Here is a 15,405-nt window from a genome sequence, read left to right as displayed (position 1 = left end):
TTTGTTTCATCCGATGGATTTGAAAGGAGGGGAGAATTGAGAACGCATTCATTGTGTGGGTTTCACTAGTCTAACTTAGAAATGGAAGGAAGTAGCATTCGTATCGAGACGGCAATTTGAAAAAGTAGGAGGCGAATCCATTTGGTCAATCATTATTGGCAGCGCAAAATTTCTACATGTATTGTATTCGTATTGGGAATAAGTCTGATTCTGAATTTGTTTTCTTTTCAATTCGCCAGCGCGGCCGGCAGTAACCCGGTCCTGGGACCTGAGCTGCTCGTCAATCCTGGATTTGAGCAGGTGTCTGGAAGCATGCCTTCAAGCTGGACGATATTCGAAAATACAACTGGCATATCAGTAGAGTCGGTTACCGACCAGGCTACGGGAGGGGTACGCAGTGTGAAGCTCACGGACACTACGTCAACTGCAGGAGCGGGAATTGTAAGTCAAATGATGCCCTATTCCCCGGGAACCTCCTACCAAGCCAGCGTCAAAGCGAAAATTGTGGATGGCGGAGTTTCCATGCTTGTCCGTTATTTCGATAGAAACAATGGTTTCACGCAAAAAGTTGCATCCAAATTGCCCGCTGCGGACTGGCAGACGATTGAGGTTAGCGATACACCGCCATCCAATACCGTGAATATACAGATTGTTATTGGCATTCCGAGCTTCGCCAATAACGGCACTGGCACCGGCACTGCTTATTTGGACGACGTATCGTTTAAGACAACCGAGCTGCTCCTCAATCCGAGCTTTGAAGCAACGTCGGGTTCAAGGCCAACGGGATGGACAGCGATTGACCATGGGCTGTCATCCAGCATCACTGCGGTCAGCACCTCTGTCTATTTGGCTCACGGTTGGAAGACGCTGCACATCGCCGATAGCTCAGCAACGGACGCTTACAGCGTAAAAAGTCCGACGATTCCTGTCGTTTCCAACAAAACGTATACGGCAACCGTGAAAACCAATGTGCTGTCGGGCAACGGGATTCTGATTATGCACTTTATCGGGTCCTCTGGCCAACAATATATGGAAGCGCAGTCAACGGTCACGGGCAGCTGGGAAACCTTGACTTTATCGGCTGTACCACCTGCCGGTACGACAGATGTACAGATGGAATTGTCTACGCCTGGCGTAAGGAAAGCCGATGTATATTTCGATCAAGCATCGTTGACGGCATCCGATGCAACCCCGGGACCGACGCCTACTCCGACAGTCACGCCAACGCCATCGTCAACGCCACCGCCAGGAACGCTTATATGGCCAACTGTACTCGAACCGTCCGAAACAAGGCACTTTCAACCGGGCAATGATTTCGTAACGACTCAGAATCCACCAGATTTCGGTTGGCCATTCATAGCAGGTGGGGATTTGTATGAGTTGCAAGTGGCAAATGACAACGCGTTCAATAATATCGTCTACCAAAAGAACGATATCGCTATCAACTACTATAATTTCCCGCAACCATTTGTGGCAGGTCAATCGTACTTCTGGAGGGTGAGGTTTCATAAACCGGCAGGCTGGTCGAATTGGAGTGATATTCGCAAATTCCGTATCGATGCGAATGCCGTACCGTTCCCGGTGCCGCCTGTTTCACAGCTGATGAATAACGTGTCGACCTCTCATCCGCGTATCCTGACGAATCCTTCCAATTTGAGTACATTTCGTTCGAGGAAAGATGGTGACGGCAAGTTAACTTATGATAAAGTTTTCTCGAAAGTCAATCTGAATGACACGGTTTTGACGGCTGAACCGATGGTGGACGTTAACGGCTCAGCACGTGCTCAAGCAGGCGCGGAAACGAGTAAAATGATGAATGCCGCCTTCGTTTATTTGATCACCGGTAATGCTGCGTACGGGGACTACGCGAAAGCGAGGCTGCTGAATCTCTCAACTTGGAGAACAAAGGTAGGTCCAACTTCCTATGCGGCCAATGACCAGATCCATCGGGATATCGCATTGCAAAGCGCCATGGCCTATGACTGGATCTACGACCGTCTTAACCCACAGGATAAAATGACAGCTTTAACGATGATTATGGACAGAGCCCAAACGATTGCTGATGATGTTCTGTACGATGATTTACCAATCACTACAAAGCCCTACGATTCCCATGGCTGGACTGTGTATGGTTACTTAGGCATCATTGCTATGTCCCTCCTGCATGACCACATCAACGTCAACGGTACCGTCACTTCGGCGAAAGCACAGGAATGGTTCAACAAGATCGTTCCAACTTACATTAATCTACTGCCGCCATGGGGAGGAGAAGACGGCGGCTGGGGCAATGGAATCGGCTATTGGCAATATTCTACCCTCAGCAACAAGTTGTTCATGGATGTACTCTATGCGGCGACAGACTTTAATGCTTATCAAAAGGCATTTTCACGCAACGAGTCCTGGTTCCCGTTCTACATGTTCCCGGTCGGCCAGAAATCTGGCGAATTCGGCGACTCTATCAACGAAATGGATAGATCTTATTCCTCTGAAAGTATTACGCGAAACGCACAGATGCTCCAAAATCCGGTGATGCAGTGGTATGCGCAGATGAATACGTACGATCCTAGTGACTGGGTCAGCTATCTATATGCCGACAGCAGCTTGATAGCGCGTCCCCCCGTAGAGATGCCGACGGCCAAATATTTCGATACCATCGGTTCGGTTGCCATGCATTCCAGTCTGTATGATCCTAAGCGAATATCACTCTATTTCAGATCCAGTCCTTTCGGCAGCTATAATCATAGCCATGCGGATCAAAACGGGATCATCATCAACGCATTCGGCGAGGAGCTTGCGGTAGACGGCGGATTTTATGATGATTTCGGGAATCCTCATCATTCGGATTATGCCAAACAAACGTTTGCCAAAAATGCGATTACGTACGATGGCAAAAAAGGACAAAAAAATTGGGATATGAAAGCCTCGGGTCAAATCACAGGCTTCGCGACCAACAAGGATTTCGACGCTGCGGTGGGTGACGCCACAGTGGCCTACAACATCGATTCAAGCAAAATCGGCCTGGACCAGGCTCAGCGCAGCATCATTTATGTGAAGCCGGGCGCATTCGTGGTCGTCGATAATTTGAAAGCCCGGGAGCGGGCGGTTCCAGCTTCGAATATTGGCTGCACGCCGATAAGCAGATGACGCTGGATGCGGATCAGAGTGGAGCGACGATCGTCAAAAACAAGGCTGCGATGAAAGTGAGACTGTACTATCCGAATCTGACGGCGTCGATCACAGACAAGTATCTCGGCGTTAATGGCGAAGAACTGCCTCCAACAAATGCAAATAGGCCATTTATTGGTCTTACACGACTTCATGCCGGGTTTACAACTCCAAAAACGGATTATGCGACGATCGTCTCCACGTATGTACCCTACAGTGTGGATTCCACTCCGGAGAATATTGTAAGCGAAGATTACAGCACGTACCGGAAGCTACATTTCAACGATGGGACGGATGTTTATGTTCGCAAGGCGCAAAGCGGTGTCGTCGATACCGGCAGCATTCAGTTCGAAGGCATTGCTGCTACTGTAAAAGGAGATTCAATTCTGCTAGTTGGCGGGACCCAGTTGATCAAGAACGAAGTAACTCTGATCAGCAGCACACAACCGGTGACAATCGCACTATCGGGCGACGAGCTGTCCATCACCGGTACGAAGGCAACGCAAGTGAGCCTGCAAAAGCCTGGTATTACAACTATTCTTGATGAATCGTACCGCAGTATTCCGCAAGGTGGCAGCGTGACGGCAGCCGTTTATGCACGCGGTGTCCATTGGGTTGCATCTGCCGGCACATTAACAGTAAATGTTGAACCGGGTCAGCATCAGCTTCGATTGAGCAATGTCCCAGCACCGGCTCCAATGGCCGCAGTGTCCTTGCCGGTTGAGATTAATGGTGTGGCATCAACGGTAACGTTGTCAGCCTACGGCAACGGAAACGGGGGTGTTTCCGCATGGGGAGCATTGAGCAATACCGCCGGCCTGTACGAAGTTCTTGAAGCTCCAAGTGGCCTTATCTTCCAGGCAATCGGCGGCGTGAAGCCAGTAATGTTCTTAGGAGCAAGTGCGAAGATCATTGTACCTAACCAAAGCGGAACCCTGAAGCTGCGCAGCGCTGGCTCGGGAGCCAAAACACCAGCCGACGCTACGGCCGATTACGATACCGTGAAGGGCGGTCTGGATGTTTTTGCGGAAGCCGAAAGCTTCAGTGATTCCGACGGTGGAGCGTTATCCATTTACAGCACACGTCCGTTTTTATCAGGGGGGAAAGGCGTAAGCGGATGGAGCAACCCCGGTCAAAGTATTTCATGGGTGCTGAATGTTCCTGAAGCCGGTAAATACGATATCGTGATGAAATATGTAGGTGGTTGGGATTTAACCAACGGAATTACGACGCGATTGATTAAACTAGGCTCTCAACTCTATTCTGCAGAAGCGCCGACTACGACGGACTGGGGGACGAAGCGGAATACTGGAGAGCGTCGACTATCCATTCCGGAACGAATCTGCCTGCGGGACCTGTTGAACTCAAGATGTGGGACGTAATGGGGGCGATGAATTTGGACTGGGTAGGCTTGGTCAAATCCCAGTCGTCTGATCCTACCTTTACTGCAGATAAGACAACGTCGACCAACACGGACGTCACCGTAACGATCGGCTATCCAACTAACGCAGCAGTGAAACAATATAAACTAGGCTCGGGCGGTGCATGGACAGCATACACAAGTCCTATCGCCGTTTCGGACAATAACACCTTGTATGCAAGAGCAGCGGATGCCTCAGGCAACGTATCCAATGAAGCTAGTTATGTGGTAAGTAATATCGATAAAATAGCTCCAGTTACTACAGCAAGCGTATCGCGTTTGCTGCCGGATGGACCGAACGGGACGTACGCAGGTCCTGTCACGGTTAACTTGAATAGCATCGATAGCTTATCGGGTGTAGCCAAAACCGAGTACAGTCTGGATTACGGGACTACCTGGCAGCTTTATGCGTCGCCGATTACGTTTGATAAGCAAGGCCAGATCAGCATGAGTTATAAGTCAACGGATCAAGCAGGGAATGTTGAGTCTCCACAAATGGTTGGCTTTACGCTGTCGTCGACAGCTGTTAAGGTTCAACTCAAAGACAGCAGCGGAAATCCACTCAGTGGAGGGGAAGTCAGTTACTACGACGGAGGATGGAAGGATTTTGGCATAACGGATGCCTCCGGATCAGTAAGTAAAGCATTGCCAAATAAAAGCTACACTTTCTCGATGAAATATGAAGGTACGATCAAGGAGAAGGTACAGAATACGGGAACCGACGCAGTGGTTGGGTTCCAGACGGTTAAAGTCAAGTTGCAATTGAAGGATAGCCAAGGAAATCCGCTGGATGTCGGCAGTGCGAGCTATTATGCAGGAAGCTGGCGGGCTATCGGAACTACAAGCGGCGGTGAGATTAGCAAGGAATTATTACCTGGCTCCTATACGTTCGATATGACTTATGAAGGCACACACAAAGAAAAGGTACAGAGTACGGAAACCGATGCCGTGGTTGTGTTCCAGACGGTTAAAGTCAAGCTGCAATTGAAGGATAGCCAAGGGAATCCGCTGGATGTTGGCAGTGCAAGCTATTATGCAGGAAGACTGGCGGGCTATCGGAACTACAAACAGCGGTGAGATCAGCAAGGAATTATTGCCTGGCTCCTATACGTTTGACATGACTTATGAAGGAACACACAACGAAAAGGTACAAAATATTGGAACCGATCCTGTGGTTGTCTTCCAGACGATCAACGTTAAGGTGCAGTTGAAGGATAGCCAAGGGAATCCACTGGTAGGCGGCATAGTAAGCTATTATGCAGGAAGCTGGAGGCCTTTCGGAACTACAAACAACGGAGAGATTAACAAGGAATTGTTGTCTGGTTCCTATACGTTTAGTGTGACATATGGAGGAACTCACAAGGAAAGCGTAAATAACATCGCAACAAATCCAACGATACTATTCCAGCTGTGAGTATAGCCTTACGATAGCCAGAACGCGCAGACGAACCTGGCTGCTGCTATACTGGCCAAGAGGGGGTTACTGAGCAAGATAACTTTCAAAAAGTGATCTCGCTTTCATAAGTCATGAACCGGAAATATGCGCTCATAGAAAAAACGCATGACCTGTTATAACAGGTTATTGCGTTTTTTTTACTATATAATAGGTTCTAAATTCATCTATTTCTAGATTGTGATATTCTTATGTAGTACCTGAGATAGTTCTGGTTTAAGCATTTAAAAGTTCTGGACGATCGTTAGGTTATCTTTAGATTTTCTATTGCCACCGAATAAGCTGGGTTCTAAACTTAGGATGATGGCTTGAATAATCGTTATACTTTAAAAGTAGGAAAATAATATAAAAGATTGGAGATATATGGCTCTTATGGACTTCGAAACGATTTATCGCACGTATAAACATCTACTATTCTCAGTAGGTTACCGGATGCTAGGTTCTGTGTCAGACGCGGAAGATATGGTGCAGGATCTGTTTACTTCCCTAAAAACGTTAGATATGGATACTATCAGCAACCTGAAATCTTATTTAGTCAAAATGATGACCAACCGCTGCCTAAATTACTTAAAATCGGCTAGCAAGCAAAGAGAAATTTACGTTGGAGCTTGGCTGCCCGAACCGATGGTTATGGTAAACAACTATGATCCCATGGGACAGGTCGTTCAAGACGAAACCATTTCCTATGCTTTCCTTGTACTGCTGCAAGAATTATCAGCTGTGGAGAGAGCTGTATTCGTACTGAGAGAAGTGCTTGGCTATGAGTACGGCGAGGTCGCAGACATGCTAAATAAAACGGAAATCAATTGCCGTAAAATCTATAGTCGAGCCAAAGTGAAAGTTAACCAAGGGAAGGAGCGGAATTTGGGAGAACTGGGGGAGACAGAACCACTTGTAAAGAAATTTTTGCATGCTGTCCATACGGGGAATTTTAAGGACTTTGTCTCCTTGCTGACCGATGATGCCGTGTTGATTTCAGATGGCGGTGGAAAAAGACGAACAGCGCTCAAAACCATTTTCGGCAAGCAACGTATATTGGGCCTCTTCGAAGGTATTGCAGCAAAAGGTTCGCTGCAGGGGAATTGGCTTCCAATTCTCATCAACGGTCAAACCGGTCTTGTACTTGTAAAGGATCAAATCGCTGATATGGTTATATGTTTTGATATGGATGAGAATCAGTTTCAAGCAAATCAGGTTTTTCAGATTTTGAATCCAGATAAACTTCAACATATTTCTTCCGTGCTGGATTGTCACAAATCTCCGAATATATTTGTCTTATAGAGGCAAACCTAAATTAATCATTTATGGAGGAGATACACATGGAAGTTAGATTAACGCATAGCAAAGTAAATCCAGAAGCATTGCAAACGATGCTGAAGCTGGAGGGTTTTATTAAAACAAGCGGTTTAGATGCAAAGTTATATGAATTTATCAAAATAAGAGCGTCACAAATCAACGGTTGCGCTTATTGCATCGACATGCATACAAGGGATCTGCGGAACATGGGTGAAACCCAGCAAAGGATTAATTTACTTACTGCGTGGCACGAAGCCCCTTTTTATTCCGACAAAGAACGAGCAGTGTTGGAGTTGACAGAAACCGTGACCCGAATTTCGGAAAATGGTGTACCACAAGCTGTTTATGAGAAAGTGCGGGAGCATTTTGATGAAAAGGAATATGTGACGCTTATCATGGCGATCAATACGATTAATGCTTGGAACCGCATAGCCATTTCTACCGGAATGTTCCCTGTTGCCGAGTGATAAGAAAATAGTCCGATTAAAATCCGCCTAAATGGCGGATTTTCTTTTTCGTCCAAACTGCGAGTCCCCCATTAATAGAATAAAAGATTGAGAGATCGAACATCGCGAATTCTTTGATCTTACGAGGATATTGGAATAACTCATGACTTACTTTATAATGACAGTACTATCCTATATAAAATTAAATGAATTTATCACAGCTGATAAAGGAAGTCGAAAACCGCATGTATAAAATCGGAATAGTTGGTCTAAAAACTTCTATAAAGCAGATTTTAGATTTGGCAGAAGAATATAAACGTGACCTGGAATTCATCTCTTTTCCTTATGTAAACACCGAAGAGATAGAGAAAATTGTAATAGAGCATAATTCTCACGTACACGCATGGCTGTTTTCTGGTCCACTTCCCTATGAAATTGCAAAAAAAACGCTAGGTACAGATAAAATAATGGTCCATGTTCCTGCTGCGGAATCGGGTTTTTATAAATCTTTTATAGAGATGATCTATGAACAAGGGAAAACTATTAAGCAGCTAAGCGTTGATACGATGTCATCTAACAATATTAGCGAAGAAGCATTGTTACAGTTAAATATAAAACTCCCAAAGATTTATACGAAAGTGTTTGAGTTAGATGTTGATACGAATGATTTGTTACATTTTCACTTAAATTTATGGAATGAGGGAAAAACAGAAGGTGCAATATCTTGTTTTCCATCCGTGTGTGAAGCTTTAAAGGAAAAGGGTATTCCAGCCTACCGGATGTCGATGAGTAGGATGGAAATCCTGCAAACGCTTCGGATTCTTTCAGAAAAAGTAAAAACTTCCTACTTTAAAGACACACAAATTGGTGTTGAAATCATTGAAGTTGAATATTTTAACAAAGTGGCAGAGGAAATGAGAACTCCTTATCATTTACAGTACTTGGAGTTCCGGCTAAAAGAAATGTTGATTCAACTTGGTGAAAAAATAAATGGTTCTTTTTCGGAAAAGGGAAACGGTAGATACATGATTTTTAGTTCCCGCGGGGCTATTGAACGAGAAATTATTACACTCGAAGAGACCGTTCAAAAATTGGCTTTTGAAGCAGATTCAACCGTTGCCGTTGGAATTGGCTTTGGAGATACTGCTTATTCTGCGGAAATCAATGCTTTTCGTGCTATCCAACATTCAAAGGTGATGAAGCAGCGCGAAATTGTGATTGTTCAAGATGATGGAAATATTATCGAATCACCCGGCCAAAAAAAAGTTCTGCAATATGCCAGCCGCACCCAAAATGAAGTCCTTATTGAAAAGTTGAAAAATGCGAATATAAGTGTAAAAACGTATAAAAAAATATTGGCTCTCATCCAAAAAATGGGATGGCGCGATTTTACAACAAAGGACTTATCGACACATCTTGACATGACAGAGCGCAATGTTCGGCGTATTGTTACGGATTTGTGCGATGTTGATTTAGCAAAATGCATTGGCCAAGAAGCGCATGCCACACGTGGAAGGCCAAGTAAAATTTATCGATTATTGTAAGCACTCAGGATGGGTGCTTATTTTTTTTGTTTTCAAAAATATATTGAAATTAAACTTAAGAAATACTATACTTCATTTAAGGAATTATTTCCTTAATACATCCTAAATTAATTAATATGAAGTAAGTTTAAAAAAGGGAGTTGAAAATAGGTGTCTCAAATGACAATGATTCATGATTTAACTAATGTTATAAAAGAGGAAGTGATTGGATGGCGAAGATATTTGCATAAGTATCCCGAGTTGTCTTTTCATGAAGAAAAAACAGCCCAATTTGTTTATGAAACGCTGCAAAGCTTTGGTGATTTGGAAATCTCACGTCCGACAAAAACGAGTGTTATGGCTCGTTTGATAGGTCAGCAGCCTGGGAAGGTGCTTGCACTTCGAGCGGATATGGATGCGCTTCCAATTGATGAAGAGAATGATTTTGACTTTGTGTCGCAAAATAAAGGTGTCATGCATGCTTGCGGTCATGATGGCCATACCGCGATACTGCTTGGCGTGGCAAAGATACTTGCACAGCTAAAGCATCAAATTAAGGGGGAAGTGCGCTTTTTATTTCAACATGCAGAGGAACTACCGCCTGGTGGTGCCCAAGAGATGGTTAAAGCCGGTGTGCTTGATGGGGTGGATATGATCATCGGTGCCCATCTGATGTCGACGCTGCCTTTAGGGAAAATTGGTTTGAGCTACGGTCCGATGATGGCTGGAGCAGATACTTTTAAAATGACAATTGTGGGTAATGGGGGGCATGCATCGCAACCAAACCTAACCATTGATCCCATTGCAATAGGGACTCAGGTCGTAACCAATATCCAGCACATTGTTTCGAGGTACCTTGATGCTCAGGAAACTCTTGTGATTTCAGTGACTCAGTTCTTTGCGGGGAGTGCGATCAATGTTATTCCAAGTACGGTAACCATAGGCGGGTCTGTTCGAAGCTTTAACCCGGAATTGCGGGAAAAGATTCCAACCTTTATCGAACGTATTGTAAAAGGGATTACAGAAGCACATGGAGCCAATTATGAATTGGATTATCAGTTCGGTTATGCTCCGACTATTAATGATGAAGTTGTAACACGATTCATGGACGAAACGATCTGCGAACTATTTGGCGAAGAAAGTCGAGAGATCGTGAAGCCGACCATGGCAAGTGAAGACTTCTCTGCTTACCAAAAAGTAGTCCCGGGATCTTTTGTTGCAATAGGCGCCGGTAATAAAGAAAAAGGGATTATTTATCCTCATCATCACCCCAAATTTACGTTCGATGAACAGGCTTTACAATACGGGGTGAAGTTATTGGTGAACGGAACGTTGAAAATATTACATCTAGGGGGATAAGGGCATGAAAGCCATATATTGGCTTGGAATGATTCCGTTTCTTGGCTTTGTTGTTGGAGTCTTGTTTACAAATAAAGTGACTCCCTATGTTCTTGGAATGCCGTTCTTTCATTTTTGGATTGTATTATGGTCTTTTTTAACCACAGGTATTCTGTGGATGATATATCAACTAGATCCCGCGAATCGGAAGTGAAATTGATAATGAATATTGCTGTGTTTTTCATCCTGTCTTTTTTCATCGTTTCTGTTGCAATTGGTATTTGGGCAAAAAAGGGGAAAGAAATGAACTTGGAACAGTGGTCGGTTGGGGGCCGAGGAATGGGAACCCTGTTCATTTTTCTTTTATCCGCAGGTGAAATGTATACGACCTTCACTTTTTTGGGTGCAAGCGGCTCAGCTTACAGGGATGGAGGTTCCATTTTTAGTATCGTAACCTATGGCTGTCTAGCCACGGTAATCTCCTACTGGGTATTTCCGGCTATTTGGAGGTATGCAAAGAAACACCAATTAGTATCCCAGTCGGATTTTTTTGTGAAAAAATATCAAAGCCCTTATCTTGGCGTGCTTGTTGCCGCTATTGGTATTGTAGCCTGTACTTGCTACTTGGTACTGCAATTCAAAGGTTTAGGATATATCGTGAGTGCGACATCCTATGGAGCCATCTCATCTACTGCCGCCATATGGGTGGGAGCGATAGGTGTAACCATTTTTGTAATCATTTCTGGTATTCACGGTTCTGCCCTGACATCTGTTTTGAAGGATATTCTGATACTTGGCATTGTCGTATTTTTAGGTATTTATTTTCCTATCCATTATTACGGCGGCTTTCAAAATATGTTTGAGGCTATTGACCAAGCAAAACCGAACTTTGCAGTACTTCCGGAACAAGGAATGAGCGTATCGTGGTATATATCGACCATTGTCTTAAGCTCCATTGGATTTTATATGTGGCCGCACGGGTTTTCTCCCATTTTTGCTGCCTCCAGCGAAAAGGCTCTGCGTAAAAATGCCATTCTAATGCCGATGTATCAATTGATTTTGTTGTTTGCCTTTTTTGTCGGATTTGCAGTTGTCTTACAGACCCCGGAGTTAAAAGGAAAAGAAGCCGATCTTATTTTGCTGCAATTTGCTAAACAGGATTTTGATCCATGGTTCGTAGGCCTAATTGGCGGAACTGGCGTGTTGGCCGCTTTAGTACCAAGTTCTTTGCTATTGATGACAATATCAACATTGTTTGCCAAAAATGTATATCGCGTATTCACTCCATCGACAACGGACTATCAGATTGCCAAACTGGTAAAGTACCTGGTTCCTCTTGTTTCTCTCATAGCGATTTACTTGACCTTTAAAGGCGGAAGCAGCCTTTTTAGTATCGCTATCATTGCTTACAATTTTATCACGCAACTCGCTCCTGCCTTTTTTGCCAGTTTGATGAAGAAGAATTTTGTGACCAAACAGGGAGCATTTGCAGGAATAATAACGGGTGGAGCTTTAGTCTCTTTTATGGACTTAGGGAACATGAATATTGGCAGGCTATTTCCGTATCTTCCCCAAGCAATGAAAGACTTAAACGACGGAATTATCGCTTTATTTTTTAATCTCATTGTCTTAGTGATTGTCAGTCTAATGACAAAAAAAATGACTTATATTCATTCGGATTCCGATGTTTTGGAGACAAAGGAGTAGAGCACAAGGTTCTCATGCAAAGTCAAAATGTAAGCGCTGTCTACTATTAAAAGTTGTGGTGATATGATGGATAATTTACTGGAAGTATGCGGACTGCAAACTTCATTTCGTACGGAGCAAGGCGAAGTCGTTTCCGTTGACGAGGTTAGCTTTCAATTAAGGCCGGGAGAGACAATTGCTATCGTGGGCGAATCGGGCTGCGGCAAAAGCGTTACATCTCTATCCGTCATGCGATTGTTAGGCAAAAACGGAAGCATTAATAAAGGAAAGATTCTATTAAATGGAAAAGATCTTGTTCAATTATCGGAAAGCGATATGAGAAAGATAAGAGGGCGCGAGATATCCATGATATTCCAAGAACCTATGACCGCTTTAAACCCGGTTTTTACAATTGGGAATCAGTTAATAGAAGGTATTCAAACTCATTTGCGAATGAAATCCTCAGATGCTAAAGCGTATGCGGTAGAAATGTTAAAAAGTGTCGGAATCCCTCGCGCTGAAGCGATTATGAAAGAATACCCCCATGCCTTATCAGGGGGAATGCGCCAAAGAGTGATGATTGCCATGGCGTTAAGTTGTAAACCAAAGTTGATTATCGCTGATGAACCGACAACCGCTCTTGATGTAACGATTCAAGCGCAAATACTCGAATTAATGAAAAATCTGCGTGCGGAGTACCGGACGGCGTTGATGCTTATTACACACGATTTAGGTGTTGTTGCGGAAATGGCAGATACGGTAATGGTCATGTATGCAGGGCAGGTTGTAGAAGAAGCTGATGTTTATACGCTGTTTGAAAATCCTAAGCATCCATACACCATAGGGTTGATGAAATCAATCCCGCATTTGGAATACGAATCGGATGAAAGACTTGTTTCAATTCCAGGGGCCGTGCCATCACTTCTTCATATGCTGCAAGGATGCAGGTTTCAATCAAGATGCTCGCATGTCATCGAAAAATGTTTACAAAATCCCCCCCTCTTTCGGGTAGGGGAGGGTCACGCCGTTCGTTGTTGGTTGAGTGAAGCGGACATCGAAAAGGGGGAAGATGTGCCTAATGAACATGCAGGGAAAAACACGACAAGCACCGTTATTACAAGTTGAAGGACTCAAAACGTATTACCCCATAAAGAAAGGAATTATCTCGAGAACGGTCGGACACGTTAAAGCGGTAGACGGCGTCAGCTTTCATATTTTCTCAGGTGAAACATTGGGGCTGGTCGGAGAATCAGGGTGCGGTAAATCGACCATCGGAAGAACATTAATTCGTTTGGAAAACCCATCAGACGGCAACGTTTTTTTTCAAGGAGAGAACATATCCGTTTACTCTCAAACGCAAATGAAGAGTATTCGCCCCAAATTGCAAATGATTTTTCAGGATCCCTTTTCTTCATTAAATCCGAGAAAACGTATCAAAGATATATTGAGTGAACCGTTAAAAGTGCATCATATTGTTCATGGTGAAGATGTTCAAAAGCGAGTGGATCAGTCTGATCGAAATGGTTGGGTTGCCCAAATCATATAAAAATCGATATCCGCATGAGTTTTCAGGCGGTCAGCGTCAACGCATTGGTATTGCACGAGCATTATCATTGAATCCCAAATTAATCGTTTGCGACGAACCGGTTTCTGCATTAGATGTGTCTATTCAATCGCAAATATTAAATTTGCTGAAAGATTTGCAAAAGGAACTGGATCTTACCTACTTGTTTATCGGTCACGGTTTAGGTGCTGTTAAATATATTAGCGATCGAATCGCTGTGATGTATTTAGGTAAGATTGTCGAGTTGGCGAGTAAGGAAGAGATATTCAGAAATCCAAAGCATCCCTACACACAAGTACTATTACAAGCTTATCCGGTTCCGAACCCGTGGATGCGTTCAAAGGAAAGAATCCTCGTAGAAGGAGATGTTCCAAGTCCGGTTAATCCTCCGAGTAGTTGCCGATTTCATACACGGTGTCCATTAGCTGGGCAGATTTGTCGAGAGCAAGAGCCGGAATTACTAGGAATCGACCATAGCGTGGCCTGCTTTTTTTCAAAGGAATAGAGGGTGAGACATCTTGTTTACTTACATGATCAGAAGAATTCTTATTGCAATCCCCGTTTTATTCGGCATTACGATTATTAATTTTATGATTGTTAAACTTGCTCCGGGAAATCCAGTTGATATGATGATAAATCCGAATTCGTCACCCGAAAATTTAGAAGCTATGAAGTTAAAGATGGGTCTATTAGACCCCATATGGGTGCAATATTTCAAATGGCTGACTCAATTGTTTCAAGGCAATCTGGGTTACTCGATTAAGACTTTTGAGCCTGTTGGCCAAATGATCGGTGAGAGAATGGGACCAACCCTGCTTTTAATGGGTTCTGCTCTTGTGATTGGTTTACTTATTGCCATCCCTATCGGAATTAGCAGTGCGCTAAAACAAAATACTGCCTTAGACCATCTATCTACTGGAATTTCTTTTTTAGGAATTTCGATACCGCCCTTTTTTCTTGGTCTGGCTTTTATTTATATGTTTGCGCTTGTTCTAAAGGTATTACCGACAGGAGGGATGTCTTCACTTGGCGGAGACGGCGGTGCTGGCGATATCATTAAACATATGATTTTACCCGCATTGGTATTGGCAGTTGCTATTGCAGGCAGAAAAGTGAGATACGTTCGAGCAAGTGTTCTCGATATATTAGGACAAGATTATTTGAGAACAGCGCGTGCCAAAGGATTAGGAGAATTTGTTGTTACGAACAAGCATGCCCTTCGCAATGCTCTAATACCGATCATCACTGTTGTTGGATTGGAAATTCCTAATTTGCTGGGCGGTGCTGCAATTACGGAGCAAATTTTTCAATGGCCGGGTATTGGGCAGTTAACGATTCAGTCCATTATGTCCAGAGATTACCCTGTTATTATGGGCATTAACTTCATGATTGCCATTGTTGTGCTCGTCTCGAATCTATTAACGGACTTACTTTACTCAGCCGCAGATCCCAGAATTAAATATGAATAGAAAGGAGGATGGGCATTGTCAAGTGCTGATTTGAGTATAAGAAAC

General features: G+C 43.9%; 12 protein-coding genes and 1 pseudogene. All 13 read left to right on the top strand.

What is annotated here, in order from left to right; all coding sequences use genetic code 11:
* Window positions 1-141 precede the first annotated feature (141 nt).
* The 13 genes and pseudogenes from ACBP55_RS26165 (at window position 142) to ACBP55_RS26105 (ending at window position 15,360) form a co-directional block, all read left to right on the top strand.
* Complete coding sequence (locus ACBP55_RS26165) at window positions 142-3,144, top strand: DUF4962 domain-containing protein (protein ID WP_464645800.1); 3,003 nt, start codon at window positions 142-144, stop codon at window positions 3,142-3,144.
* A complete protein-coding gene (locus tag ACBP55_RS26160) occupies window positions 3,141-4,547 on the top strand; it encodes a carbohydrate-binding protein (RefSeq protein WP_464645799.1) in 1,407 nt (468 codons plus the stop codon). Before ACBP55_RS26165 ends, ACBP55_RS26160 begins: the two co-directional genes overlap by 4 nt.
* Window positions 4,547-5,662 (top strand): OmpL47-type beta-barrel domain-containing protein, encoded by a 1,116-nt coding sequence (locus ACBP55_RS26155; protein ID WP_464645798.1) that lies wholly within the window; start codon window positions 4,547-4,549, stop codon window positions 5,660-5,662. Before ACBP55_RS26160 ends, ACBP55_RS26155 begins: the two co-directional genes overlap by 1 nt.
* Window positions 5,598-5,999, top strand: a complete 402-nt coding sequence (locus ACBP55_RS26150) for a hypothetical protein (protein ID WP_464645797.1) — start codon at window positions 5,598-5,600, stop codon at window positions 5,997-5,999. The genes ACBP55_RS26155 and ACBP55_RS26150 overlap by 65 nt, the downstream gene beginning before the upstream one ends.
* Before the next feature lie 411 nt (window positions 6,000-6,410).
* Entirely contained in the window at window positions 6,411-7,319 is a 909-nt protein-coding gene (gene sigJ, locus ACBP55_RS26145; RefSeq protein WP_464645796.1) for an RNA polymerase sigma factor SigJ, read from the top strand.
* A gap of 38 nt (window positions 7,320-7,357) precedes the next feature.
* The gene (locus tag ACBP55_RS26140; RefSeq protein WP_464645795.1) at window positions 7,358-7,801 is read left to right on the top strand and encodes a carboxymuconolactone decarboxylase family protein; all 444 of its coding nucleotides are present in this window, start codon (window positions 7,358-7,360) and stop codon (window positions 7,799-7,801) included.
* Window positions 7,802-8,025: 224 nt separating this feature from the next.
* Window positions 8,026-9,324, top strand: coding sequence for a hypothetical protein (locus ACBP55_RS26135; RefSeq protein WP_464645794.1), 1,299 nt, complete (start codon window positions 8,026-8,028; stop codon window positions 9,322-9,324).
* A 159-nt stretch (window positions 9,325-9,483) separates the two neighbouring features.
* Entirely contained in the window at window positions 9,484-10,662 is a 1,179-nt protein-coding gene (locus ACBP55_RS26130) for a M20 family metallopeptidase (RefSeq protein WP_464653413.1), read from the top strand.
* 4 nt (window positions 10,663-10,666) lie between these two features.
* On the top strand, window positions 10,667-10,855 hold the full coding sequence (locus ACBP55_RS26125; RefSeq protein ID WP_464645793.1) for a DUF3311 domain-containing protein: 189 nt from the start codon (window positions 10,667-10,669) through the stop codon (window positions 10,853-10,855).
* 8 nt (window positions 10,856-10,863) lie between these two features.
* Entirely contained in the window at window positions 10,864-12,348 is a 1,485-nt protein-coding gene (locus ACBP55_RS26120) for a sodium:solute symporter family protein (protein WP_464645792.1), read from the top strand.
* 66 nt (window positions 12,349-12,414) lie between these two features.
* Window positions 12,415-13,452 (top strand): ABC transporter ATP-binding protein, encoded by a 1,038-nt coding sequence (locus tag ACBP55_RS26115; protein WP_464653412.1) that lies wholly within the window; start codon window positions 12,415-12,417, stop codon window positions 13,450-13,452.
* Window positions 13,406-14,396: pseudogene (locus ACBP55_RS26110) on the top strand (ABC transporter ATP-binding protein). The gene ACBP55_RS26115 and the pseudogene ACBP55_RS26110 overlap by 47 nt, the downstream one beginning before the upstream one ends.
* A gap of 13 nt (window positions 14,397-14,409) precedes the next feature.
* The gene (locus ACBP55_RS26105; protein WP_464645791.1) at window positions 14,410-15,360 is read left to right on the top strand and encodes an ABC transporter permease; all 951 of its coding nucleotides are present in this window, start codon (window positions 14,410-14,412) and stop codon (window positions 15,358-15,360) included.
* Window positions 15,361-15,405: the final 45 nt, after the last annotated feature.

Source organism: Paenibacillus sp. WG02 (genome assembly GCF_055396115.1).
Note: the sequence above shows the minus strand (reverse complement) of the source record. Positions and strands in the feature narration are given on the sequence as shown.